The following is a 24975-nucleotide window of genomic DNA, read 5'->3' as shown; positions in this document are numbered from 1 at the left end:
ATTTTACGCTTAGTTGGAAAATTAAGCAAGCAGGTTTTTTAGCTTTAAGCAGTAAGCTTTAAGTTATAATTGTTTTGGAGTTAATAAAGGTAAACTGATGCTATGATTAACATCAGCTTAGGGCTTAAAGCTTATACCTTAAAGCTTTTTAAGCTTGTGTCGCATTTCTCTGGCGCAGTACTTCAAACAAACAAATGCCGGTGGCAACAGATACGTTTAGGCTTGAAACACTGCCTGCCATTGGGATTTTAACCAGTACATCACAGTGCTCGCGAGTTAAACGACGCATGCCTTCACCCTCAGCCCCCATAACAATGGCCATTGGGCCTGTTAGGTTTGCATCAAATACGTGAGTATCAGTTTCGCCAGCCGTACCAACTACCCACACACCTGCATCTTTAATTTCACGTAAAGTACGGGCAAGGTTAGTCACTTGAATAAGCGGAACAGTTTCGGCTGCGCCACAGGCTACTTTTCGTGCTGTGCCATTGAGCTTTGCTGATTTATCTTTTGGTACAATAATCGCGTGAACACCGGCAGCATCGGCGCTACGTAGGCAAGCACCTAAGTTATGCGGATCAGTAATGCCATCAAGCACCAATAAAAACGGGGTGTCTTCACGGGCAATGATCACATCAAGATCTTTTTCATTGTATGTCGGGGCCGCTTTTACATTCGCGATAATACCTTGGTGCTGCTCATCTTTTGCTTTGTTATCAAGCGCTTTACGCTGCATAAACTGTACTGAAATACCAAATTTACGTGCTTCATTAATTATCGGGGTTAAGCGCTTATCATCACGCCCCTTTAAAGCGTAAATTTCTAAAAAACGCTCAGGCTCTTTTGCTAAAATTGCTTCAACAGAGTGAAAGCCAAAAATTAATTCATTACTCACGTATTACTTGCTCCTGGGCTGGTACGTTTACGGGCATTTTTGCCGGGTCTTTTTGGCTTTTTAACAGCCTTTTTCTTGGTTTTCTTTTTGGTTACGCCATCAGTTGTTGCTTTTGCTTTGCTGCGACTGGCAGGTTTCTTCTTACCTTTTTTACTGGTATCAGACTCTGCTTTACCCTTAGAGCGGGTTGATGACTTACCTTTGCGTTGTTCTTTATCGTCGCCTTTTTTGCCAGGAATTTTACCCGCTTTTAATTGCGAACGAACACTCGCTGGTGCATGACTATCTTTAGCACCACGGCGGCGCGAATAACGGTCTTGTGCCACATCGCCACTTAAGGTTAAATTAATACGGCGCTCATCCAAGCTCACAGATGCAACCTGCACCGTTACTTTGTCGCCTAAGCGATAGACTTTATGGGTTTGCTCTCCAATCAAGCAATGCTTAGCAGCATCATGTTGGAAATATTCACTGCCTAGGTTGGTGACATGAATTAAACCATCAATTTGTAAATCATCTAAACGAATAAACAAACCAAAGTTTGTTACCGATGAAATAACGCCTTCAAACTCATCACCCACATGATCTTGCATGTATTCGCATTTAAGCCAATCAGCAACTTCACGTGTGGCATCATCTGCGCGGCGCTCAGTGGTCGAACATTGCTCGCCTAACTGATCAACTTCGTCATCACTATATACATAGTCACCGGAAGTTTGCATGCCCTGCGCTTTTAAAATACCTTTAATTGCACGGTGCACCACTAAATCAGGGTAACGGCGAATTGGTGAGGTAAAGTGTGCGTATTCACCCAGCGCCAAACCAAAGTGACCGATGTTATCTGCTTGATAAACAGCCTGCTTCATCGAGCGCAGTAACATGGTTTGAATCAACTCAGCTTCAGGGCGATCCCCTAACTTAGCGAGTACATGGGTGATTTCTTTTGGTGTTGGTTCATCACTAAGTGTTGACTCAATACCAAGCTCTGACAAGAACTGCCTAAAGTTACCGAGCTTTTCGCCATCAGGCTCATCGTGCACACGATAAAGCGCGCTGGCTTCGTGTTTTTCAAGCATTTTAGCCGCAGAGACATTGGCTAAAATCATACATTCTTCAATTAACTTATGCGCATCGTTACGTACCACTGGCACGATTGATTCAATTTTACGTTGGGCATTAAATACAAAGCGGGTTTCTAATGTTTCAAACTCAATAGCCCCACGCTGTTGGCGCGCTGATTTGAGTGCCATATACATTTGCTGTAAATCAGTTAAATGCGGCACTACTGCTGCGTATTCTTTACGTAACTTTTCATCGCCTTGCAAAATGGCATTGGTTTTGGTGTAAGTTAAACGCGCATGCGAGTTCATTACCGCTTCGTAAAAACGATAACCAGACAGCTTACCTGCTTCTGATACCATCATTTCCGCAACCATACATAAGCGGTCAACTTCTGGGTTTAATGAACATAACCCATTAGAGAGCACTTTTGGCAGCATTGGAATAACTTGCTCAGGAAAGTACACTGAGTTACCGCGTTCAATCGCTTCTTTGTTAAGCGGCGTATTCATACCAACATAATGCGATACGTCAGCAATGGCCACCCATAAGCGCCACCCACCAGATTTTTTACGCTCACAATAAACCGCATCATCAAAATCGCGGGCGTCTTCACCGTCAATCGTTACTAATGGTAAATCGCGTAAATCTACGCGGTTTTGTTTATCGGCTTCTTCTACAAATTCACCTAAATGAGCAACTTGTTTTTCAACGGCTTCAGGCCATACATGAGGAATATCATGGTTACGCAGCGCAACTTCAATTTCCATTCCTGGTGCTAAATGCTCACCTAATACATCAACAACCTTGCCTACCGCATTCATATTACGGCTTGGGTTTTGGGTTATTTGTACTTGCACCATTTGGTTATGGCGAGCGCCTTTTTCTGTACCGGGTAAAATAATAATATCTTGCGTAATTCGAGGATCTTCAGCCACAACTACAGCAATACCGTGTTCAACAAAATAGCGGCCAACAATTGGTGCACGTTCATTGGTCAGCACTTTAATAATGCGTGCGTCACACTTACCGCCAGAGCCCCGTTTAGTGCCTTTAGCGAGTACAATATCACCGTGCAGTACCATGTTCATTTGGTGCTTGGCGATAAACCAATCTTTACCTTCACCTTCAACTTCTAAAAAGCCAAACCCGTCTCTATGGCCTATTACTTTACCTTTGGTCAGGCCTGCTTCGTCAATTAAGGCGTAGCATTTAAACTTATTAAAATATAGCTGACCATCGCGCTCCATAGCACGTAATCGACGCTTAAAAGCAATCTGGCGCTCATCATCGTTGACAGCTAACTCTTCACATAGCTGCTGAAAATTGGCAGGTTTTGCACGGTCTTTTATATGAGTAAGTATAAACTCACGGCTTGGGACAGGGTTTTCGTACTTTTCTTGTTCTCGACTGAGATTAGGATCTTGGTTTGACATTCACTATCTTGTTAATTGGTTATGTTGTTATTTTAACCCATAACCGAACAATGAGACAGGCAAAAGCTATGAAACTTTTAAGAAAGCCCATTTAGATGAGCTAAATTAACTCAAAAGGGCTATAACCAGCCTTTTTGCTTGGCTATACGTGCTGCATCAACTCGATTACTGGCATTCAGTTTAGCAATGGCATCTGATAAGTAATTACGTACAGTACCTTCACTTAAGAATAACCTTGCGGCAATCTCTGCAGTTTTCAACCCTTCACTGGCTAACTGCAATGCTTTTCGTTCTTTATCTGAAAGTGGATCGTTATCTTCAAGCGCGTTTAAGGCAAGCTCTGAATCAATCACTTTTTGCCCTGCCATCACTTTTTTTAGGGTTGCGATTAAACTTTCACTGGGCGCTTCTTTTAGCACAAACCCTTTTACACCCGCAGCCATAGAACGGCGAATATACCCTGAACGTGAAAAAGTAGTCATGATCACTACTTTGATATCAGGAAAGTCAGCATGTAATTTTTGGGCAAGCTCAATACCAGTCATGATGGGCATTTCAATATCAGTTATTACAATATCAGGCTTTAAATCGGCTATTTCTTGTAATGCTGTTTGGCCATTCGTTGCTTGACCTACTACCTCAATACTGATATCCAAACTTAATAAAGCTGCTACGGCGCCACGAACTAGCCCTTGGTCTTCGACTAAATAAACTTTGATCATATCAGCGCCCCTACCTGTAGGTATAAGGGCAAACTCACATTTAACTTAAAACTTTGCCCAGTTTGAATATGCGCCGAGCCACCTAGCTGCTCAGCCCGCTCTTTAATGCCATTTAAACCATTACCCATGGCTATTTTGTCGCACGCATCTGGATTAATTATGAAAATATTAAGTTGCTCAGTAGTTTGCTCTACATTAATTTCACATTGCTTACTAACGCAATGACGCATTAAATTTGTAACCGCTTCTTTAATAATTAAGTTAGCAACGCCCTCAACAGAGGCGGGGAGCTTATCGATATCCACTTTGAATATGACCTCAAAGCCATGTTCAAGTAAACGCTGATGAAGCGCATCAAGCTGACTATGAATGTTCAGCTGCTTTAAATCGCTTACTGCATTTCTAACATCACTCAGTAACTGTCTCGCCAACTCTGCAACCTGATCAATTTCACTATTTGCTTGCGCGTAACGCTCAGCGTGATTGAGCTTACTCGCCAGCTCTGATTTTAGCGCAATAGATGATAACGAATGACCTAATATATCGTGCAAATCACGAGCTATACGCTCTCGCTCTGCAATCGCTGCTAATTGCTCTAATTGCTGCGCACTTTGATGTTCACGCATTTTATGAATATGCTCTTTGCGCGCAGCTGCACCAAAACTAAACAGCGCAATACTTAAAATGAGTGAACCACCTAAGAAGTACTCTGGGTTGTTCACACCGGCAAAATAAGCACTTAGTAGAATGCCTAAAAAAACACAGCCAATTGCCATCCACTTAGCAAGTTTAGTAAAACTAAAGCCAGCGATATAAGCTGCAAACCCAAATAAAGTCGACGTCCCTGCTGTAAAGAAGCTAGCACTTACACAAACTAAAACCATTGCACCAAACAGTGGAGTTACGTTACCTAACTTCTTATTCACAGCCAAAATATATAGCACAATAAAAGCAATATAGAATATTAAGGTCACTGTTATATTTAGCGCACTTAATTGTGAAAAATTAAAAATTGTAGGTAGCAAATAAAAACCAGTAAAGAGTAAAGGTCCCCAGCTCCAAAAGGATTTAGTTTTAATATATTTATCTAACAGTTTATTCAAACTCATAAAAACCTACGTTACATCCAAAAAGCAACTGATATCACAGCAATATTCTGTATGGTATACATCCAAAAAACTTCATAATGCTGTGCAATTTGTAAACTAAATAAAATAGCATCATTCATACATTACTCACATTAATGCGGTTATTTGATAGATAAACTATCGCTTTTAATCTACACCCCGTGTAGTGTAAATTGTCACTAATTGAGCTGACAAATGTCATATAGACATGTTGTAAAGGCTGTATTTAGCGGCATGCTTGAACAAGTATTAATAAATAAGGGGTTGAATGCAGCCACAACAACAAAGCTTACTCTACTTGCATATTGCTGTCTTGTTATTCGGCGGTACGGCACTGTTTGCTAAATTGATTAACTTAAATGCGTTAGATATCACAGTTTATCGCGCTGCAATTGCAGGTATTGCCCTTTTATTGCTGCTCTTAATCCAAAAGAAAAACATTAAGCTTCACACCAGAAAAGATTATCTCATTGCCCTTTTTTTAGGTGTTACCGTAGGCATACACTGGGTCACATATTTTGCAGGCATGCAAATGGCTGGCGTCGCTGTAGGTATGATTGCATTTTTCACTTACCCTGTAATAACCGTGTTTATAGAGCCTTTTTTTCATGGCAATAAACCGAAGCTAAAAGACTTATTAAGTGCAGCTGTAGTTATGCTAGGGATATACTTGCTGATCCCTGATGGAGATTTTGGTAACGATGTCACCTTAGGCGTATTAACAGGCATTGTATCGGCGTTTTTTTTCGCTTTTCGAAATATCATTCATAAGCGTTATTTTAGTCAATACGGCGGACCACAAACCATGCTTTATCAAACGGTAGTGGCAAGCTTATTGTTATGTGCTTTTATTGAAGTACCTGTGATGCAAGTATCGCATTATGATTTAGGACTATTGGTCGTGGCAGGTATTATATTTACAGCCACACCGCACTCTTTGTTTGCAGCAAGTTTACAATATTTATCGGCGGCAACGGCAGGACTTATATCTTGCTTACAACCATTATATGGTACATTTTTAGCCTTTTTATTATTACATGAACAACCTTCATTACTGACTTTAGTCGGTGGAGCTTTAGTGATCAGTGCAGCGTTTTACGAAACCTGGTCAGTGACACGGAAACACAGATGATGAAAATTTTTGCTCACCGCGGCGCAAGCGGTTCATATCCTGAGAATACACAAAGTGCAATAAAAGCCGCTGTTGACATACATGTTGACGGGATTGAGGTCGACGTACAAAGCTGCTTAGATGATTACATGATAATTCATGATACGTGGCTCGATCGCACCACCAACGGTCGTGGCAAGGTAAATAACTTGACGCGTGAGCAGATTCAACAGTTTGACGCTGGCAATGGTGAATACGTGCCCACATTGTCTCAATTACTCGATTGGGTAAACAACAACACAATGATCAACCTCGAGCTTAAGCATACCTTTTCTCTTGATAAGTTTGTTACCTTGATTGAGGCTAGTGTGGCTGCGAATAAACTTTCTCGCGATAACCTTTTAGTGTCTTCATTTGATCACCATCAACTCATGTGGCTTAAACAGCAGTTACCATGGGTAAAGATCGGAGCTTTAACGGCTTCAATCCCTATTAACTATGCAGAATTTGCCCAACGACTTCATGCTTACAGTATTCATATTGATAAAAATTTTATTAACCATGAATTTGTAGCTGATGCTAAAAAACGTGATTTACAAGTTTATGCTTACACAGTCGATAAACAAGAAGATATAGAGCAAATGCTTAGGTATGGTGTCGATGGCGTTTTTACTAACTACCCTTGTAACACCAAAATGATTTTAAACTCACTATAATTATGACAAGTCTATATGCTTGAATTAAAATATAATTGAACGATACTGAGTAAAACACTATGCAACAGCCAAGTGGAACGTTAATGAGTGGGTATATGCGTATTTATAACTTTATTGAACAAAGCTTTTTTTTTACATTAACCCGAAAGATCATTGGTAACCTGAGTTTTGTATTTGCTTTTCAAGCAATTACACTTATATGGTTATACCAAAGCCTAACAACTCAAGCATCTGATACAGGGTTGTTTTGGCTGCTCACGGCGGTCATTATTATCGGCTTTATTTTTACTGTTTTTTATATGCGTTTCTTAATCGTACGCCCAGTCAAAGCTATGCGTGACACATTAACGCAAATTAATCATCAAGACGCGAATCTAGCAGCTAAGTTGCCACAATTTACTTACGATGAATTTCGTGAAATTAGTGAACAATACAATGTGTTTACAACCCACTTAAGTGAACTGCTTGCTACGACTTATCAAAGTGCCCAAGCCAGCGCGCAAAGCAATAGCGATGTCACCCACTCGATGCAACAAACAGCCTCTTTAAGTGAACAGCAAATTGATTTTAGCCAAACTATTACATCAGCCAGTAACCAAATTACCGATAGCCTGCAAGCAATCGTCGGTAACACTGACAGTGTGCACGAAATCAACTCAGAGCACCTAGGCTTTGTTAATCACTCAGCAAACGAATTAACAGAGCTTGTTACCCAAGTAAAAGCCATTGGTCAGGTACTTGGTAAGTTTTCAGAAACTATAGCCGGCCTAAAACAAAATAGTGAAAATATTCGTAGTATTTTAAAAATGGTTGAAGAGTTTTCAGATCAAACCAATCTACTAGCTCTGAACGCTGCAATTGAAGCTGCGCGTGCAGGTGAAGCCGGCCGAGGATTTGCTGTAGTCGCAGATGAAGTAAGAACATTATCAGTCAAAGTAAGTGATGCCACACGTCAAATCAGTGACTTTATTAACCAAATGGATTCATTAGTTGGGCAAACAAATAAAGAGTCAGAACAACTAATGAGTTATTCAAATCACGCGGAAGATACAATAAGTAAAACATCTCATGGTTTTACGCAAAGATTGGTCGAATTTGAAAAAAACCAGCAACAACTTCAACAAATTGTGAGTGCTGTACATCTACTCGAAAAAACACAAAACCAAACACATCAATCAGTTGAACAAATAGTTGAATTAGGTTCGCAAGCCAAAGCGCAAATCGACATTGCACTGGCAGACTGTCAACAGTCACAACAATTAAGCGAGCAAACACAGCATCAATTAAAGCGTTTTGTGTAGCCTGATGATATTTATTTGCCATTGTGTTAAGTTACGCAGCCCTTAAAACCATGATGTGCCCGCGTGACTAGCCAAACTTCAGATTACAAACAACTTGCCTTAGATATTAAACGATGGGGTGAAGAACTTGGCTTTAGCGAAGTAGGCATCACCGATATTGATTTAACTAGGCATGAAGCGCAACTACAGCGCTGGCTTGATTTAGGTTATCACGGCGATATGGAATATATGGCAGCGCATGGCATGAAACGCGCTCGCCCCGCAGAGCTTGTGCCTGGTACTCAACGGGTTATTTCGGTCAAAATGAACTACCTTCCCCCCGACGCACGCTTTGCTAAAAACCTCAAAGAAAACAATAAAGCCTATATTAGTCGTTATGCGCTCGGTCGTGATTATCACAAATTAATGCGTAATCGACTTAAAAAGCTAGGTCAAAAAATAGAACTCCATGTTGATCAATTAGGCTTTCGCCCCTTTGTAGACTCTGCACCTGTGTTGGAGCGACAATTCGCTGAAAAAGCAGGGCTTGGTTGGCAAGGAAAACACAGCTTACTCATCAATAAGGAGGCTGGATCATGGTTTTTCTTAGGTGAGTTGTTTGTTGATATCCCGCTACCTATTGATAAGCCAAATGAGTTTGAGGGCTGCGGTAAATGTGTTGCATGTATAACTCTTTGCCCAACAGGAGCCATTGTTGAACCCTATGTAGTTGACGCACGTAAATGTATTTCATATCTAACCATTGAATTGCAGGGACCTATCCCAGAGCAATACAGATCATTATTGGGTAACAGGGTATATGGCTGCGATGACTGCCAATTAGTGTGTCCATGGAACCGCTATGGTCAAATTACCGATGAAGCTGACTTCCATCCACGAAAACAACTAAAAGACAAAGAGTTACTTGAGCTATTTGCATGGGATGAAACAACGTTCTTAAAGAATACAGAAGGAAGCCCAATCCGTCGAATAGGCCATCAACGTTGGCAGAGAAATTTAGCTGTAGGGTTAGGCAATGCAAACTTTGACCAGCGCATTATTGATGTGCTCAATGACGCCCGTCAACATGCAACTGAGCTTGTTCAAGAGCACATAGACTGGGCACTAGCACAGCAGTTAAAAAAACAAAAACAGCTTCGCAAAACAGCTCGTTTAATTCGCATTGTTGAAAAAGGGCTCCCTCGAGACGCTTAAACTCTTATTTATTACTGGTCAGTAATGCTAGATCTTGTTCAATTTCGTTGAATGCTTTTTTTACATCCTGTACTGCTTCTGCTCGAGCAACTGATTTTTGAATTGTCTGATCTACTTTTTGATAAATAAACACCTCTTGATCCTCATCTAACCCCATGCTTGGAATACGCTCTTCTAACTCTTCTTGCAACTGTTTAAAAACAGCTTCATTGCTTACACGGTTAGTATTGAGTAAATCGATCAGATCATGAAATTTTCTATGAAGCATTTCAACAACATCATTAAATTTAGCTTGTTGAGACTCTAATTTCTGCCGGGTTAATATCGCGCGGAATTGCTGCTCAGTCACACTGACTAAAAAACAAACATGGTCACGAATACGGCCATGTTTGTCAGGGTCATGGTCCGGCATATTTAAAATCAGCATACTGATCAATTCGTAATTAACTAAAATGCGGTGGGAAAACTCATGTAACCGCCCTTTATTTTTAAGCATATCAAATAGCTCAATTACAATCGGAGAGCAATTACCATATGATGCAAAGTGTTCTGGCGGCGCATCATCAAACCTAAACTCTAGATTGCTTTGTAAATCAAAAGTCTTGAGGCAACTTACCAATGCACGCCCAAGTTCTGGCACATTATCAATTAACGCTATACTCTCTATATAATTGACGATTTGACCCATTTCACTGCTATTTGCCATCGCATTAAAGGCCGTAGACGTTGCATCTTCAACTTGTTGTTCTAAGTTTTCTTTTTCCAAAATCACTTGGTTTAAGTGCTTGAGCTTTGCTTTTAGCTCATTTTGCCCAAATGGCTTAACAATGTAATCTTCAGCCCCTACTGAGTATCCTTCCATACGCTCTTCAACAGTGCCTCTGGCAGATACAAACATAACAATGATATGAGATGTGTTAGGGTTATCTTTCAAGGCTTTACATACTTCATACCCATTCATTTTAGGCATACTTACATCCAGTAAGATGACCTGTGGTGCAAAGTCTTCAACAACGGCTAAACACTCTGGTCCACTGTTTGCTAACTTTAATTCAAACTGTAAGTCTTCTAATATCTCTTCAATAATTTCAAGATTATAAGGCTCATCATCTACAGCTAAGACTCTCGTTACAGACATAATAATTCATCATCCATTATCATTACATGTTAATAGTCTAGTCCCTATATTCATTCTTACAACAAGACTATCATATTTGTTTTTTGCTCAATCTATACTTACAATTTTTAAAGGCAACATAATTCGGATTGTTGTCCCCCCGTACTCATTATTATGTGCAGAAATCGTTCCTTTATGAAGTGAAATGAACTCTCGGCACAGTGCAAGCCCAAGTCCAGTACCTCCCGAACCATTATCGGTTTTACTACTTTGTACAAATTTAGAAAAAACGTGCTCTAACTCATCTTCAGGTATCCCTACACCACTATCTATTACCTCTATCACTGCCATATCCTGCACAAGATTGAGCGTAATAGTGATAACACTGTGCGAATCACTAAACTTTAATGCATTACCTAAAATGTTTCGCAGCAGTTGGTTTATTTGCTCTTCATCACATTGCGCCGAGACTTGCGTTATAGGGCTCTGGAATTTAATGTCGATACCCTTTTCCATTGCCGTACCTGATACATCATCAATCGCGGTTTTAATAATATAGCTCAGTTCATGTTCTTTAGGATTAAATGGAAACTTACCTACATCTAACTTAGATAAATCAAGTAAGTTATTTAATAATGAAAGTAAGCGCTCCCCACTGGACTCAATTCGAGTAAAATACTTGAGTAATTTATCGACCGCTAGCTCGCCTTTTTTAAGCTTATCCAAGCCAAATCGGGCAAAACTAAGTATTGAATGCATAGGTGTTCGCAGCTCATGAGACATGTTTGCTAAAAACTCTGACTTACTGTGGTTTGCCGCTTCTGCCAAATTTTTAGCGTGCTCCAACTGTGATGTTCGCGCTCTAACCTCTTCCTCAAGCATATCTTTGGCTTCGAGTAACAAATCTTCTTTTTGTTTAAGATGTGTTACGTTTTTAAAGATAACAGCTAATGCAATCTCACCATGGTGATCAATTTCGTTAAATGAGCCAACTAATGGAATGCCAATTCCCTCTCCTCTGGGCAAATACAAATCGCAACTAAACTGGCGGTTAACATTAAGCGTAGAAATTTTTTTGCTAATTTCCTCAGCAGAAGGCTTATCCAATAGGTTAAACACATTGAGCCCCTGAAAATCGTTACTAGCTAAGCTAAATAACGAGCAACATGCATCATTAGCCTCTATAATTTTGCCATTTAGTTCGAAGAGCATGATCGCATCAGGTGTGTGTTTATAAATGACTCTCAGTAGACTATCTTTTTCGATTAATGCATCAACCGTGTCTTGAAGCCGCTCAACTAGCTCAGTATTGTGCCGCTTTAATAACTCTGTTTGCCAAAGCTTGTGAACTGACTGCAATAATGCATTTTCATCAATCGGCTTAACTAAAACATCCTCAACACCTTGGCGTATCGCTTCAATCATAGATACTTGATTAGGCTTCGAGGTAAATAGTAAGCAACGGCATTGAGGCTGAGTTTGCTTCATTTTCGCAAATATTTCGAGGCCAGAGCCATCTGGTAAGCTAAAGTCGCTTAGTAAAAGGTCAAATTTATGCTCTTGCGCTGATGCGATTGCTTCTTTGTAAGTATTAGCTGATATTGTTTGTATATGCGCCCCGATAAGGCTACTTTTTACTTTTTCAAGCCGCTCAGGTAGGTGATCTACAAGCAACACTACTGGCAGTTGTAGAATATAATCAGGGCCGAGATCTAAAATACTTTCAAGTAACGAACTAATCTCTTTATTGGCAAAAAAGGGGTAAATAACGACTGCATTAGGAATAAGCTGGTTTAACTCGCTAAACGCATTTAGTTGATCACCGTTTTCAGCCTTTGGCGCCAAAAGTAAATAGTTATTATTAGTTACTTTGTGAAGGAATGAATTGACTACATTAAGCGGAACACCATGAGCGATAACCGTTAAATCATAATAATCATAAACAATCTCTTCGCTTAGCATTGAGTAATGCACAAGATCAACGTCACACTGGATCAGCTCTAGTAAAACCTTTAGCCGCATTGCTATAACACTGCTACTATCGACAATTAAAATTTTACGCACACTAGATCCTTCTTATGAATAAACTATATGTAAAAGCGTAGCTTAAAAATATAGATTTAACATAAATGTGTGTGTTTTTAATCCAGACGCTTACCTAATATAGACAGGCTGTAAGCATTCCCGTCCATGATTGCTACGTTAGGCAACAAGCCCCATTGCTCATAAGCAAACTTTTGGAACAAATAAATACTAGGTAAGTTATGACTGAATATGAAAGCGAGTAGGACTTTTATATCTAGTTCTTTTGCTTTGTGCTCTGCAAAGTTTAGCAACTTTTTACCTAGCCCCTGCCCTTGAACTGTTGAGGTGATATAAATACTTATCTCGACGGTGCCATCATAAGCAGGGCGGCCATAAAAAGATTTAAAACTAAGCCATGCAACAACAGTGTTATCTTGCTCATACACGTATATTGGGCGTTTATTAGTGTGGCTGTCAAACCATACCTGTTTGTCTGATACACTCACCGGCTGAGTATCTGCTGTTACCATCCGACTTGCTATCGTTTCGTTATAAATCGCTACAATCGCCGGCAAGTCATTTTTATTAGCAATTCGAGTTATCATAAGGTTTACTTGTTGTTGATCTGTTTATCGCATAGTAACGTAAGATTTCCACTGACTCTAGCGCAAAACGATGGCTTTTATACGTACCTTAAAGGAATCTAAAAATGGTAAAAAACATACTACTGAGTACCGCAATAATTAGTTTTAGCCTGCTGGCTAATGCTGAGCCGATACAAGTCACTAATATGCAAAATGTGCAAGGCTGCAATGACTTTACCAATGTCAGCATACGTAAATTACGCTCAAAAGAGACTTTAGATTTATGTCAATTTAAGGGCAAACCATTATTAATTGTAAATACGGCAAGTAATTGCGGATTTACTTCTCAATTTAAAGGGTTAGAAGAGGTTTATCAGAAGTATCAAGATCAAGGCTTGGTAGTGCTGGGTTTTCCATCCGATGATTTTTTTCAAGAAGAAGACGATGAGAAAGATGTCGCAAAGGTTTGCTACATTAACTATGGTGTAACCTTCCCAATGTTTGCAACCAGTGAAGTACGTGGTAGTGATGCCAACCCAATATTTAAGCACTTGAACGAGCAAACCAGTTCACCTAACTGGAACTTTTATAAATACGTTGTATCGGCAGATCGCACTAAAGTTGAGCGTTTTAACAGTAAAACAAAGCCAAATTCAGAAGAGTTAACCCAAGCAATTGAACTTGCTATTTCAAAGATTTAAAAAATTTATACTAGTACTAATGGTTGAATATAGACTAGACTAGAAAGCATACAACCTTGTTTGAAAAAAATACAATTTTACCGGGAGATTTTATGACAGTAGCAAGTGCAAGACACATATTAGTTGATAGCGAAGCGCAATGTTTAGATTTAAAAGAAAAGATTGAACAAGGCGAAGATTTTGCCGAATTAGCCAAAGCACATTCAAACTGCCCTTCTGGTCAAGATGGTGGTGCACTGGGTGAATTTGGTCCAGGGATGATGGTACCTGAGTTCGACAAGGTCGTATTTTCAGCACCAATCAATCAAGTACAAGGGCCTGTTCAAACTCAGTTTGGGTATCACTTACTTGAAGTAACCAGCCGCACAGAATAAAAGAGTCTGTACACATTAGAACATATAAAGCCGCTCATGCGGCTTTATTTTTAAGGATTGAAAATGCAGCTCATAGGTTCAACTACTTCACCTTACGTTCGTCGTATACGAATATGGGCCTTACTTCATGACCAGCCTTTGGAGTTTACTAATTTAAATATTTTCTCAGAGGAAGATCGCCAAGTACTCATCAATAATAACCCAGCTCGTAAGGTGCCGATACTAATTGATAATGAACAAACCATCACCGACTCAAACTCAATCATGCGTTATTTACTCGTCAAACATCAATGTGCACCATTGAATTGGCAACAAGAAGGTCTACTTACTATTATTAATGCCTGCAACGATTCGCTAGTCGAGATATTACTTTGTCATCGCTCTGGGTTTGATACCTGTGAAGATAAATTATTTTTTAATCTTCAAAACGAACGTATTGTTGAAACATTAAGCTATTTAAATAGTCATTTAACTGATGAGCAATTTATTAGCTGTGATTGCCTTGTCATCAGTTTATACTGTTTACTTGATTGGATTTATTTTCGTGATTTGCATGATTTAACGCCTTTTACTCAACTGGTTGCGTTTCATCATAGATACAGTTTCCAAGCAAGTGCCAAGCAAACCGATCCACGTAATTAATATTAAAAGGTAAACACATGAGCGATATCGAAATTGAATCAGAACTAGTTAGTTTTGTAGAAAAAGCACGTCAAACTGAACAAGTTTGGGCGCTAGGCGCTGAAGACGGCGGCTTTGTTGTTTGTGAATCTAACCAGTTTGAGAACACCGATGTGTTACTCCTGTGGGAAAGTGAAGCAGCAGCAAAAGCACAATGTAAAGAAGAGTGGACTGATTACAGCCCAGTTGAAATAAACCTTGATGAATTCTTAGATGATTGGGTTGAAGACTTAAAAGAAGACGATGCACTAATCGGCCTAAATTGGAATGACGATCAAGTATGTGTTGAAATCGAACCTGTTGGCCTTGCTCGCGCATTAAGTGAGTAAATTTAAACACATAGTAAACACGCTAGTTTATTTGCTGGGTAAAATTTGCTATAAACTAGCGTAAATCCATAGTCTCAGGGTATTACGTTGAAATCCCATTTAGGTCGGCGCCCATTTTCTGCAATGGAACTACATACCCTTTCTCATGGCTATATCTATGGTGACCACCGTATTCCTAGAGAACAGCCGAAGCATTGGCATTTTTGGCTTCCTTTACTGGCCTACTATACAGGCGCATATAGCGACGAAATAGGCCACTTACAGCTAACAGATATAGTCAACCATGATGGCATTTTATGCTTTGACTTCCATACCCATGGAAAAATAAAGCATCGTATAGTGCCTGTTCACAAAGCTTTATTGGAAGCTGGCTTAACAGATTACATTACATTATTAAAACAACGTAATGAAACACGACTGCTGTTTGACTTACCCTCAAAGTCAGGACGGTATAGTGAAAAAGTGCGTATTTGGTTCTCTGGTGAAGGGGAGCGAGCTGGCTACCTACAAAAATGCGATATCCCTACCGTTGATCAGCTTGGAATGAAAACCGCGATGAGCAGTCTACGGCTCAACTTTGAGCAACAAATTCGTATTTTTGCCATGCAAGCAAACTCCAAAGATGCTTTTAATTACTTGATGGGCTTTATTGACTATCCAGAAGACTCTTTTGCTAACATTCAGTTGTTAGACACTGTGTTGCAACAAGTACGGAATATTAACCCTCATGTTCATTGGGAACGCTTTACTGCCCGCTTAAGCGCCTGACAAACTTTGTTACTATCTAGTCCATTACTCTGTACGTTAAAACTGCTAGGATGTAGTAAAATTCTAACAAGAACAGTTCAGGGACTCTTATGTTTATAAAAAGCTTACTCACGCTTAGTGTGGCTATTGCAGTAAATGCAGCTCATGCTAATGAATACGTCATCGAAAAACTCGCCAAGCCAAGTTCTCAACAGGTTTCACTGACCTTAGACCCAGCTCAAGATACCTTTAGTGGTCAAACCGAAATAGCACTAGAAGTACTTAAGCCGACTAAATATATTGAGCTCAATGGTGTTGACTATGCAACCCAAATGGTGCAGCTACTGGGTAAAGAAAACTGTGACTTAAATGCTCAAATGCTAAAAACTGGCAAAGTAAAACTTGCTTGTGAACATCAAATTCAACCTGGCAAATACACCTTAAAAATTGATTTTACAGCCCCTTATAATCGAAAAAGTGTAGGGCTATATAAAACAATTGATCAAGGCACGCCTTATTTGTTTACACAATTTGAAATGAGTGACGCTCGTCGTGCATTTCCAGTATTTGATGAGCCAAGTTATAAAATTCCATTTCAGTTGACCATAACAGCACCAAGTTCGCAAAAAGTTTATGCCAATACGCCAGAACTAAAAACCACTATAAATGGCGATATGACGACGCACTTTTTTGATAAAACACCGCCAATTCCATCATACCTTGTTGCGATGGCTGTAGGGCCATTTGAAGAGCGTGAAGTCAAAGGCATGCCTATCCCCGGGCGTATAATTACACCGCAAGGCAAAATACATTTAGCCGAATATGCTGAACAAAATATGCCTCGCGTATTAGCAGCACTTGAAGAGTATTTTGGTAGCCCGTACGTTTATAAAAAGCTGGATTCTGTTGCAGTACCTGAATTCCCGTTTGGCGCAATGGAAAACTCAGGCCTTGTTACCTACCGTGAAGACATTTTATTGGTCGACCTTGCAACTGCAACACGCAGTAAAAAGCAGCGCAACGTGTCTATAATAGCCCACGAACTTGCACACCAATGGTATGGTAACTTGGTTACTATGAAATGGTGGAATGACTTATGGTTAAATGAAGCGTTTGCAAGTTGGATGGCCGCTAAAATCACCGCACAGTTAAACCCTGAATTTGAATCACATTTAGATTTACCACAAAATCGAGTGATGGCTCTAGATGCCCGTTTAAGCACTAAACCAATTCGCAAACCAATTAAAACAGAAGCTGATATTATGGATGGCTTAGGTCTTGCCTACAGTAAAGGCAGCGCTGTGCTTTCAATGGTTGAAAATTGGATTGGCGAGGATGCATTTCAAAAGGGTATTCAAACCTATTTAAAGAAATTCTCTTACAAAAATGCAGAAGCAGCTGACTTATGGCAAGCATTGGGTGATGCCTCAAATAAGGATGTGGCAGGTGTATTAAAGTCATTCATTGAGCAATCATCGTTCCCACTTATTAAAGTAAGTCAGCAAGGTAAAACAATTACGATAAACCAAAGCAGATTCACTAATGCGGGTGTTGATGCGCCTGAACAATTATGGAATGTACCTGTTGCAATTAAATATGGTGCGGGTGATAAAGTAAGAACATCCAATGTACTGCTTAATCAAGAAACACAAAAGATCAAACTAGACTTTACCCCTGAGTGGATCTACCCAGATCAAGGCGCTTTGGGTTATTACCGCTGGGTGCTAGACGATAAGCAATTTGCTGCTTTAATTGAAAATGCGGCCGAGCAATTATCTGTTCGCGAACGTCTTGCTTTATTATCTGCTGCGGATGCACTTTTAGATGCTGGTGTAATTTCTGCTGCACATTTAATGCAAACACTTGAAACCTTTGTTAGCGACAAACATCCACGTGTTGCCAGTACTGCCCTTGGGTATCTTGCATCACAGAAACGCACATTTGAAGATGAAAGTAATAAAGAGTTATGGCCTGCTTTTATTCGTAAAAGCATCACACCAGCAGCTAAACAGTATGGCTTAACAGCTAAAATAAATGAGGATGCAGCGATTGCTCAATTGCGCGCACAAGTTGTTTCACGTCTAGGTTTTGATGGCGAAGATCAAAGTGTAATAAACACTGCAAAAGCGCAAGCACAGGTTTATTTAAACAATCCTGAAAAAGTAGACCCTTACTTAGCCTCTACCTATTTAAACTTAGCGGCATATCATGGTGATAAAAATCTTTTAGACGCCTACATAAAGACCTTTAAGATCACTAAAGATCCACAAGTGCGAACTAAAATGCTTGCTGCGATGAGCTATTTTGGCAACCCTGAACTACAAACTATGGTGCTTAATTACAGTTTAACAGATGATGTAACTGCATCTGATATGCGTACAATTATGTCTGGTCAAAAGTACACTAACGCTCGCGACGCACTCTTTATTGAATGGATATATGCAAACTACGACAAAGTAGTTGCTAATTTACCGCCGTTCTTTGTGCCTAACCTCCCGTATTTTACAACGTCAGGATGTGATGCAAGTAGCTTAAAGAAAACCAACACATTCTTTAATGATAAAATTGCCGATGTGCCAGGTTATGCGCGAACATTAAGTAAATTATCAGAAAGTGTGGACAATTGCATAGCGCTTAAAGAGCGAGAGCTTTCTTCAGTAAACAGCTTTTTAAAACGTTAATTTATACCAAAAACAAAAACGGCAAGCGATTAACTTGCCGTTTTTATTGCCTGTCATTAAAGCTAGCCATTAATGATTTTAACCAGTTGAGTTATAAACGTTTTAGCTCCTTCAACGCTTGTCATTTTAAAACCAATACCGTAATGAATAGGATTTGCACTTTTAAAGATACGCGTCGGAAAGCGGGTCATCTCACTGCTGTGAAAAAAGCCTACAATTCGGCTTACTCCATCCATTGCATCAAAATCATCGCTAAACACTTCAAGTGCAGGACGCAGCACTAATTTTGTCTGCCCAGCTTCAACATGTAAATAAATCGCCTCTTTTGAATTAGGTAACATGTATTCAGAGATATTTTTTATCTTAAAGTTACTTCGGCATGCCAATGCAACAAGTTGTTCATGAATTTGCTCAGGTGTAGCTGTCATGGATATCCTTAATTCTCAGTAGATTGTTAGCTATCTGTGATTTTACAACTGGAGGTTAACCCCCAAAACTATTGACTGCACACGAATGCAAGCTGGTCATTATTATAACTTAAACGGGTGATCTGTGTGGTGCAATAAGGCGTCAAATCAAGCCACAAAGATACACTGTCAGGCTCGCTGACGCTGCGTTTATAAATACGATTATGGAGTGAATAAATAACGGTATCATCATTGGTAAATGCATAATCTTGTACACTATCTGGTAAACGAAATATATCACTGACAGCTTGAGTACTCGGGGAGTAGCTGGCTAGCCAGTTCTGACCCTCTTTGTTGTAACTAAAAGTAAACGCAGACAATGTTGTGTTAAACGTAAGTGTTCGACCTATATCTTTTGCAACTACGTTACCTTTAGCAGCTGCCACTTTAGTATATTGCAATGTATGTGGTTCGCCTAAAATGAACATCACCACATCATTATCACGCCCCCATGCATGGTAGCCAACGGGCTCTATCCATTCAAAAATACGGCGTGGCTGTTCGTTTGACTCAAGCGGGTATTGCCACAATTTTTGCTGACCACTCGCTTCCACCACAATCGCGGATAAGGCGTCACCTGAAGGGGTTAAAGTTGGCGAGTATTCGCTAACTGGACTATTGGTAAGGTTATAACTCTGCTGATCCGCAAAACTATAAAATACTAAATCAGTTTGACTTAACTCTTGCTCTTTAACTTCTTGAGTAAAGTAAATGCCTTTTTCAGTCAGCAGGGGTTGGTTGTTATAACGGTCTGCCGATGTAATTCGGCTTACCTGTAAACCATATTCAGTATTTAAAGTTGCGAGTAATATTTCACTTTTCGGCATCGCACTGTTTGCAACTAATGGTAATAACAATGCCGTCAGGGCAAGTCCTTGTCGTACTAAAGTCAATTTTATTGTCTCTTTGGTTATTATTATGGGTTCTATCATAGCGCTATTTTGGGCCAATTCCCAAATCTGTTGCTCATAACCCTGTTCAAGTCTCTTCTCCTTTGCTTTTATTATAGTGCTGGGTATTCATCGTCATTTTTCAGTTCGAGGCTTTTTCCGAATAAACACATTATAGTCAATGTGTTGAGCTTTACTGGTGGACATAATAGATTCACTTAGCTATATGCTACTTGACCTACCCCCTTGCTACACTTTATAACTAGGGGGCTACTTAAAACGAGAATAACTATGTCAGCTAAACACCCTATCATTGCAATCACAGGTTCATCTGGTGCGGGAACCACCACCACAACAAATGCCGTGAAGCATATTTTTCGCAGCTTAAATATTGCTGCAGCTTTTATAGAAGGCGATAGCTTTCATCGCTACACACGCCCAGAAATGGATAAAAAAGTACGCGAAGCACAGCAAGAAGGTAAACATATTAGTTACTTCGGCCGTGAAGCAAATGACTTTGGCGCACTAGAAGATCTATTTAGTAACTATGGTGAAACAGGAGCAGGTAAGCTGCGTCGATACCTACATACCTTTGACGAAGCGGTACCGTATAATCAATTACCCGGTACCTTTACACCATGGCAAGACTTGGAAAACAATACTGACATTTTATTCTATGAAGGATTACACGGGGGAGTAGTAGATCAAGATCACGACGTCGCTAAACATGTTGATTTACTTATTGGCATGGTGCCTATTATTAACCTTGAGTGGATCCAAAAACTAATTAGAGACACATCTGAGCGTGGCCATTCTAGAGAAGCGGTGATGGGTTCTATTGTGCGCAGTATGGATGACTATATTAATCACATTACACCACAATTTTCTCGCACTCACATAAACTTTCAACGTGTGCCTACGGTTGATACATCTAACCCTTTTAGCGCCAAAGATATTCCTTCACTGGATGAAAGCTTTGTGGTGATTCGTTTTAGAGGAATTGATGATGTGGACTTTCCTTATTATCTCCAAATGATTGAAGGCAGCTTTATGTCGCGGATAAACACCTTGGTGGTGCCTGGTGGCAAGATGGGCCTAGCCATGGAGCTAGTATTAACCCCACTCATTAAAGATATCATCTTAAAAAAACGCGCCCTTGCAGACTTATCACCCATTGATATTCCTATTTAAAATATACTTTTAAGTTATATGCGATACACTACCGCTTTGTGATGAAGGAGTAGTGTATGGCACCTAAAACTAAAATACTCAACATTATTGTTGGCTCAAAAAACCCTGTTAAAATCAATGCAGCCAAACATATTTTCACTGCACTTTTCCCTGAGCACGAAATCAAGTGCATTGGTATACACGCCCCTTCTCAAGTGCCTGATCAACCCATAGGCGAAGACGAAACCCGCACTGGAGCGCAAAATCGCGTAGCGTATGCACAACAACATCATCAATCTGATTTTTATGTCGCTATGGAAGGAGGCGCTGCCAAATTTAGTTACGGACCTGCAACCTTTGCCTTTGTGGTTATCGCCGATTCAACAACCAAAAGTATTGGGCGCAGCTGCAATTTACCCCTACCTCAAGTGCTCTATAATGCATTGTTGGAAGGCCAAGAGCTTGGCGATGTAATGGATGATGCGTTTAATACCCAAAATATCAAGCAACAAGGTGGCGCAATCGGCTTATTAACAAATAATCATGCAACACGCCAAAGTACCTACACTCAAGCGCTCACATTAGCTATGGCGCCCTTCTTGCACCCTGAACTTTACAAAAAGGAGGTGTAAATGAAATACACCCATGTTTTATTTGATGCCGACGAAACGTTATTTAGCTTCAATGCATTCGAAGGCCTAAGACGTATGTTCGCAACCCACGATGTAGATTTTACTCAGGCAGATTATACCCATTACCAATTAACGAATAAGTCTTTATGGCTTGATTATCAAAACAACAAAATTTCAGCAACGTACTTACAAGTCACACGGTTTAGTGAATGGGCCGATAAGCTTAACGTGCCTGCGCAACAGCTTAATAATGACTTTTTAACTGCGATGGCTGAAATTTGTGAGCCTTTACCAGGCGCTAAAACGCTGCTTAAAAAGCTCAAGCCACACGCCAAGTTAGGTATTATTACCAATGGCTTTACTCAGCTACAAGCACGACGTTTGGAGCACACTGGCTTAAAGGATATGTTTGACTGGCTAGTTATTTCTGAGCAAGTAGGAATTGCAAAACCCGCGGTTGAAATCTTTGATCACACCTTTAAATTAATGGGTAACCCTAATAAAGAAAACATTCTGATGGTAGGCGACACTGCAAGCAGCGATATCCTAGGCGGTATGAATGCTGGTATTAATACCTGTTGGTTGCAACACCCAGGGTCTGAATTACCACCAGCAATTACGCCAACGTATAGAATTACTGAACTGGTGCAATTACAGCATTTATTGGAACTGTAAGAGCTGCGAGTTATTGAAAGTTAAGCAAAAAAAATGACGCTATCAAGCGTCATTTTTTATAACTGTTAGTACAAGCAATTAAGCTGTAGCTACTTCTAAGCCTGGTGCAGGCATAGTTACAGGCGTTTCAAATGTTGCCCACTCCCATGCTGACTCAGTTGCCATGATTTTACGAAGTAGTTTATTATTTAAGTCGTGACCTGATTTATAGGCAGTAATTTTACCTAAAATGTTGTGGCCCGTCATAAACATATCACCAACACAGTCTAGTATTTTATGCTTAACAAATTCATCGCTGTAACGTAGACCATTTGGGTTAAGTACTTTAAACTCATCCAATACAACTGCGTTATCCATGCTGCCACCAAGTGCTAGGTTATTAGCATGCATGTACTCAATGTCTTTCATAAAACCAAATGTACGTGCGCGACTGATCTCTTCAGTAAAGCTTTGCGCCGTAATATCTAAACCGATACGTTGGCGGCTTTCATTGATTGCCGGGTGATCAAAAGCAATTTCAAAGTCGATATGAAAACCATCATATGGTTCAATTTCGGCCCATTTATCGCCTTCTTCAATACGTACTTTTTCTTTAATACGAATAAAGCGTTTAGCAACTTTCTGCTCTTCAATTCCGCCTTTTTGTAACAAGTAAATGAATGGTAATGCACTACCATCCATAATAGGCACTTCTGAGCTGTCTAATTCAACAATTAGATTATCAATTCCCATTGCTGCTACCGCCGCAATAAGGTGCTCAGTTGTTGATAAGCGAACACCATCTTTATTTGTTAAACAGGTACACAACTGCGTATCACCAACGGCTTCAGGTGTTGTTTCAAAATCAACAACCGGATCAAGGTCGACACGACGAAATACAATCCCAGTATTTGCGCTCGCAGGTCGGAGAGTTATTGTGACCTTCTCACCTTTATGAAGTCCAATTCCTATGGCTTTGACTACTTCTGCAATCGTACGCTGTTTAATCATAGGTTCGCTCACTTATAGTTACAGTTAGACGGCGGATAATATCACAGATACGACCAGCTGCCAAATTTGTTCACTTTTTATGCAAATTATTTTTGCTTAATCAGCCTGTTTTCTTAAAAATGCTGGAATGTCGAAGTAATCACCACCTTCTGACTTATCCGATTTATTACCACTTTCAGTGGTTTTTGCACTGCCACTTTGAGCCGTCATGCCTGAATCTTGTTTTTCTGTCGCTGACGCATTATCGATTTCATGGCTACTGCTACCTTGGCTAGCAAAGCTTGGTACATACATACTGCTGCTTGTCTGGCTCGTTGAGCTTGCTACATCAGAACCTGATGCTTTTTTAAAGCCATTATCAACAATACCAAATTGCGGACGACGATCGCCACCTAGACCTGTTGCAACAACTGTTACTCGTAGCTCATCAGTCATTTCTGGGTCAATAACAGCACCCACAACAACCGTCGCATTTTCAGATGCTAATGCTTTTACATGATTACCGACGATTTCAAATTCTTCAATCGCGATATCCATACCCGCAGTAATGTTAACCAAAATGCCTTTAGCACCTGTTAAATCAACATCTTCTAAAAGCGGGCTTGAAATAGCAGCTTCTGCAGCTTCTTGAGCACGATCAGGACCTGATGCTGAAGCAGTTCCCATCATTGCGGTACCCATTGCTGACATTACAGTACGTACGTCGGCGAAATCCACATTGATCAAACCAGAGCGTGTAATTAATTCGGCAATACCTTGTACAGCACCAAATAACACATCGTTTGCTTTAGCGAAGGCATCTAACAGTGTAGTCCCTTTACCTAAAACTTTAAGCAATTTATTGTTAGGAATTGTAATAAGTGAATCTACAATTTCTGACAATTCATTAATACCTTGTTCAGCAGCAGCTGCACGCTTTTTGCCTTCAAAGTCAAACGGGCGTGTAACCACTGCTACCGTTAAAATACCTAAATCTTTCGCTATTTTAGCAACAACAGGCGCTGCGCCTGTGCCTGTACCACCGCCCATTCCGGCTGCGATGAATACCATGTCGGCACCTTCAAGGCTGTTGCGAATAGTTTCTGCATCTTCTTCTGCCGAGCTACGACCCACTTCTGGATTTGCACCGGCACCCAAACCAGAGGTGATTTGCGTACCAAGTTGAACTGTGATGTCTGCTGATGAATTACGTAACGCTTGCGCATCTGTATTCGCAGCAATAAAGCGTACACCTTCAATTTGTTGTTTTACCATGTGCTCAACAGCGTTACCGCCGCCACCGCCCACGCCAATTACTTTTATTACAGCTTCTTCGCTGTGTTGTTCCATTATATCAAACATGTTTACTCTC

At 40.2% G+C, this 24975-nt stretch carries 24 protein-coding genes; 13 read left to right on the top strand and 11 right to left on the bottom strand.

What is annotated here, in order from left to right; genetic code table 11:
- Positions 1–148: 148 nt before the first annotated feature.
- The 4 genes from rlmB to ACFI4Z_RS12135 form a co-directional block, all read right to left on the bottom strand.
- Positions 149–895, bottom strand: coding sequence for a 23S rRNA (guanosine(2251)-2'-O)-methyltransferase RlmB (gene rlmB, locus ACFI4Z_RS12150; RefSeq protein ID WP_087531074.1), 747 nt, complete (start codon positions 893–895; stop codon positions 149–151).
- Positions 892–3390 carry a ribonuclease R gene (gene rnr, locus ACFI4Z_RS12145; protein ID WP_462670812.1) on the bottom strand — a complete coding sequence of 833 codons (2499 nt, stop codon included), beginning with the start codon at positions 3388–3390 and terminating at the stop codon, positions 892–894. Before rnr ends, rlmB begins: the two co-directional genes overlap by 4 nt.
- Positions 3391–3509: 119 nt before the next feature.
- On the bottom strand, positions 3510–4112 hold the full coding sequence (locus tag ACFI4Z_RS12140) for a response regulator transcription factor (RefSeq protein WP_462670811.1): 603 nt from the start codon (positions 4110–4112) through the stop codon (positions 3510–3512).
- Positions 4109–5221, bottom strand: a complete 1113-nt coding sequence (locus ACFI4Z_RS12135; RefSeq protein ID WP_462670810.1) for a sensor histidine kinase — start codon at positions 5219–5221, stop codon at positions 4109–4111. The genes ACFI4Z_RS12140 and ACFI4Z_RS12135 overlap by 4 nt, the downstream gene beginning before the upstream one ends.
- Positions 5222–5507: 286 nt before the next feature.
- Between ACFI4Z_RS12135 and ACFI4Z_RS12130 the strand changes: the two genes are divergently transcribed.
- From ACFI4Z_RS12130 to queG, 4 genes are all read left to right on the top strand, one after another.
- Positions 5508–6371, top strand: a complete 864-nt coding sequence (locus ACFI4Z_RS12130; protein WP_462670809.1) for a DMT family transporter — start codon at positions 5508–5510, stop codon at positions 6369–6371.
- On the top strand, positions 6371–7066 hold the full coding sequence (locus ACFI4Z_RS12125; RefSeq protein WP_462670870.1) for a glycerophosphodiester phosphodiesterase: 696 nt from the start codon (positions 6371–6373) through the stop codon (positions 7064–7066). Before ACFI4Z_RS12130 ends, ACFI4Z_RS12125 begins: the two co-directional genes overlap by 1 nt.
- An 83-nt stretch (positions 7067–7149) precedes the next feature.
- Entirely contained in the window at positions 7150–8367 is a 1218-nt protein-coding gene (locus ACFI4Z_RS12120) for a methyl-accepting chemotaxis protein (protein WP_462670869.1), read from the top strand.
- A 63-nt stretch (positions 8368–8430) separates the two neighbouring features.
- Positions 8431–9561: a tRNA epoxyqueuosine(34) reductase QueG gene (gene queG, locus ACFI4Z_RS12115; protein ID WP_462670808.1), complete on the top strand. Its 1131-nt coding sequence runs from the start codon at positions 8431–8433 to the stop codon at positions 9559–9561.
- Between the two features lie 4 nt (positions 9562–9565).
- Here queG and ACFI4Z_RS12110 read toward each other — a convergent pair whose 3' ends face one another.
- The 3 genes from ACFI4Z_RS12110 to ACFI4Z_RS12100 form a co-directional block, all read right to left on the bottom strand.
- A complete protein-coding gene (locus tag ACFI4Z_RS12110) occupies positions 9566–10699 on the bottom strand; it encodes a response regulator (protein WP_462670807.1) in 1134 nt (377 codons plus the stop codon).
- An 87-nt stretch (positions 10700–10786) separates the two neighbouring features.
- Positions 10787–12700, bottom strand: coding sequence for a PAS domain-containing sensor histidine kinase (locus tag ACFI4Z_RS12105; RefSeq protein ID WP_462670868.1), 1914 nt, complete (start codon positions 12698–12700; stop codon positions 10787–10789).
- 119 nt (positions 12701–12819) lie between these two features.
- Complete coding sequence (locus ACFI4Z_RS12100) at positions 12820–13308, bottom strand: N-acetyltransferase family protein (RefSeq protein WP_462670806.1); 489 nt, start codon at positions 13306–13308, stop codon at positions 12820–12822.
- Positions 13309–13412: 104 nt separating this feature from the next.
- On the opposite strand from ACFI4Z_RS12100, the gene ACFI4Z_RS12095 reads away from it, so the two are divergent.
- The 6 genes from ACFI4Z_RS12095 to ACFI4Z_RS12070 all read left to right on the top strand — a co-directional run bounded on the left by ACFI4Z_RS12095 (position 13413) and on the right by ACFI4Z_RS12070 (position 18800).
- Positions 13413–13988 carry a glutathione peroxidase gene (locus ACFI4Z_RS12095; protein ID WP_462670805.1) on the top strand — a complete coding sequence of 192 codons (576 nt, stop codon included), beginning with the start codon at positions 13413–13415 and terminating at the stop codon, positions 13986–13988.
- A gap of 92 nt (positions 13989–14080) precedes the next feature.
- The gene (locus tag ACFI4Z_RS12090) at positions 14081–14362 is read left to right on the top strand and encodes a peptidylprolyl isomerase (RefSeq protein WP_462670804.1); all 282 of its coding nucleotides are present in this window, start codon (positions 14081–14083) and stop codon (positions 14360–14362) included.
- Between the two features lie 63 nt (positions 14363–14425).
- Positions 14426–15004, top strand: a complete 579-nt coding sequence (locus ACFI4Z_RS12085; RefSeq protein WP_462670803.1) for a glutathione S-transferase family protein — start codon at positions 14426–14428, stop codon at positions 15002–15004.
- A gap of 17 nt (positions 15005–15021) precedes the next feature.
- Positions 15022–15372 (top strand): DUF2750 domain-containing protein, encoded by a 351-nt coding sequence (locus ACFI4Z_RS12080; RefSeq protein WP_099296181.1) that lies wholly within the window; start codon positions 15022–15024, stop codon positions 15370–15372.
- A gap of 87 nt (positions 15373–15459) precedes the next feature.
- Entirely contained in the window at positions 15460–16140 is a 681-nt protein-coding gene (locus ACFI4Z_RS12075) for a site-specific integrase (RefSeq protein ID WP_462670802.1), read from the top strand.
- 89 nt (positions 16141–16229) lie between these two features.
- Positions 16230–18800 carry a M1 family metallopeptidase gene (locus tag ACFI4Z_RS12070; protein WP_462670801.1) on the top strand — a complete coding sequence of 857 codons (2571 nt, stop codon included), beginning with the start codon at positions 16230–16232 and terminating at the stop codon, positions 18798–18800.
- A 62-nt stretch (positions 18801–18862) separates the two neighbouring features.
- Here the strand turns inward: ACFI4Z_RS12070 and ACFI4Z_RS12065 are convergent, their stop codons facing one another.
- Positions 18863–19228 carry a hypothetical protein gene (locus ACFI4Z_RS12065; RefSeq protein ID WP_462670800.1) on the bottom strand — a complete coding sequence of 122 codons (366 nt, stop codon included), beginning with the start codon at positions 19226–19228 and terminating at the stop codon, positions 18863–18865.
- A 68-nt stretch (positions 19229–19296) separates the two neighbouring features.
- The gene (locus ACFI4Z_RS12060; protein ID WP_462670867.1) at positions 19297–20166 is read right to left on the bottom strand and encodes a hypothetical protein; all 870 of its coding nucleotides are present in this window, start codon (positions 20164–20166) and stop codon (positions 19297–19299) included.
- Between the two features lie 282 nt (positions 20167–20448).
- Between ACFI4Z_RS12060 and ACFI4Z_RS12055 the strand changes: the two genes are divergently transcribed.
- From ACFI4Z_RS12055 to yjjG, 3 genes are read left to right on the top strand one after another with little or no spacing between them, the layout of a single operon-like run.
- Positions 20449–21348: a phosphoribulokinase gene (locus ACFI4Z_RS12055; RefSeq protein WP_462670799.1), complete on the top strand. Its 900-nt coding sequence runs from the start codon at positions 20449–20451 to the stop codon at positions 21346–21348.
- A gap of 56 nt (positions 21349–21404) precedes the next feature.
- Complete coding sequence (gene yjjX, locus ACFI4Z_RS12050) at positions 21405–21959, top strand: inosine/xanthosine triphosphatase (protein ID WP_462670798.1); 555 nt, start codon at positions 21405–21407, stop codon at positions 21957–21959.
- Positions 21960–22634: a pyrimidine 5'-nucleotidase gene (gene yjjG / locus ACFI4Z_RS12045; protein WP_462670797.1), complete on the top strand. Its 675-nt coding sequence runs from the start codon at positions 21960–21962 to the stop codon at positions 22632–22634. It abuts the gene before it with no gap.
- A 78-nt stretch (positions 22635–22712) separates the two neighbouring features.
- Here yjjG and lpxC read toward each other — a convergent pair whose 3' ends face one another.
- Complete coding sequence (gene lpxC, locus ACFI4Z_RS12040; protein WP_058560362.1) at positions 22713–23624, bottom strand: UDP-3-O-acyl-N-acetylglucosamine deacetylase; 912 nt, start codon at positions 23622–23624, stop codon at positions 22713–22715.
- Between the two features lie 96 nt (positions 23625–23720).
- Entirely contained in the window at positions 23721–24965 is a 1245-nt protein-coding gene (ftsZ, locus tag ACFI4Z_RS12035) for a cell division protein FtsZ (protein ID WP_058560363.1), read from the bottom strand.
- Positions 24966–24975: the final 10 nt, after the last annotated feature.

This window comes from Pseudoalteromonas sp. RWi3 (assembly GCF_054960735.1).
Note: the sequence above shows the minus strand (reverse complement) of the source record. Positions and strands in the feature narration are given on the sequence as shown.

What these genes read in the sequence shown, in the direction of transcription:
- ACFI4Z_RS12140 (WP_462670811.1), bottom strand. Translation starts at nt 4,112, where the DNA reads ATGATCAAAGTTTATTTAGTCGAAGACCAAGGGCTAGTTCGTGGCGCC.
- ACFI4Z_RS12095 (WP_462670805.1), top strand. Translation starts at nt 13,413, where the DNA reads ATGGTAAAAAACATACTACTGAGTACCGCAATAATTAGTTTTAGCCTG.
- ACFI4Z_RS12110 (WP_462670807.1), bottom strand. Translation starts at nt 10,699, where the DNA reads ATGTCTGTAACGAGAGTCTTAGCTGTAGATGATGAGCCTTATAATCTT.
- yjjX (WP_462670798.1), top strand. Translation starts at nt 21,405, where the DNA reads ATGGCACCTAAAACTAAAATACTCAACATTATTGTTGGCTCAAAAAAC.
- ACFI4Z_RS12105 (WP_462670868.1), bottom strand. Translation starts at nt 12,700, where the DNA reads ATGCGGCTAAAGGTTTTACTAGAGCTGATCCAGTGTGACGTTGATCTT.
- ACFI4Z_RS12065 (WP_462670800.1), bottom strand. Translation starts at nt 19,228, where the DNA reads ATGACAGCTACACCTGAGCAAATTCATGAACAACTTGTTGCATTGGCA.
- rnr (WP_462670812.1), bottom strand. Translation starts at nt 3,390, where the DNA reads ATGTCAAACCAAGATCCTAATCTCAGTCGAGAACAAGAAAAGTACGAA.
- ACFI4Z_RS12090 (WP_462670804.1), top strand. Translation starts at nt 14,081, where the DNA reads ATGACAGTAGCAAGTGCAAGACACATATTAGTTGATAGCGAAGCGCAA.
- ACFI4Z_RS12070 (WP_462670801.1), top strand. Translation starts at nt 16,230, where the DNA reads ATGTTTATAAAAAGCTTACTCACGCTTAGTGTGGCTATTGCAGTAAAT.
- lpxC (WP_058560362.1), bottom strand. Translation starts at nt 23,624, where the DNA reads ATGATTAAACAGCGTACGATTGCAGAAGTAGTCAAAGCCATAGGAATT.
- ACFI4Z_RS12125 (WP_462670870.1), top strand. Translation starts at nt 6,371, where the DNA reads ATGAAAATTTTTGCTCACCGCGGCGCAAGCGGTTCATATCCTGAGAAT.
- ACFI4Z_RS12135 (WP_462670810.1), bottom strand. Translation starts at nt 5,221, where the DNA reads ATGAGTTTGAATAAACTGTTAGATAAATATATTAAAACTAAATCCTTT.
- ACFI4Z_RS12055 (WP_462670799.1), top strand. Translation starts at nt 20,449, where the DNA reads ATGTCAGCTAAACACCCTATCATTGCAATCACAGGTTCATCTGGTGCG.
- ACFI4Z_RS12100 (WP_462670806.1), bottom strand. Translation starts at nt 13,308, where the DNA reads ATGATAACTCGAATTGCTAATAAAAATGACTTGCCGGCGATTGTAGCG.
- yjjG (WP_462670797.1), top strand. Translation starts at nt 21,960, where the DNA reads ATGAAATACACCCATGTTTTATTTGATGCCGACGAAACGTTATTTAGC.
- ACFI4Z_RS12130 (WP_462670809.1), top strand. Translation starts at nt 5,508, where the DNA reads ATGCAGCCACAACAACAAAGCTTACTCTACTTGCATATTGCTGTCTTG.
- ACFI4Z_RS12120 (WP_462670869.1), top strand. Translation starts at nt 7,150, where the DNA reads ATGAGTGGGTATATGCGTATTTATAACTTTATTGAACAAAGCTTTTTT.
- ftsZ (WP_058560363.1), bottom strand. Translation starts at nt 24,965, where the DNA reads ATGTTTGATATAATGGAACAACACAGCGAAGAAGCTGTAATAAAAGTA.
- ACFI4Z_RS12085 (WP_462670803.1), top strand. Translation starts at nt 14,426, where the DNA reads ATGCAGCTCATAGGTTCAACTACTTCACCTTACGTTCGTCGTATACGA.
- ACFI4Z_RS12080 (WP_099296181.1), top strand. Translation starts at nt 15,022, where the DNA reads ATGAGCGATATCGAAATTGAATCAGAACTAGTTAGTTTTGTAGAAAAA.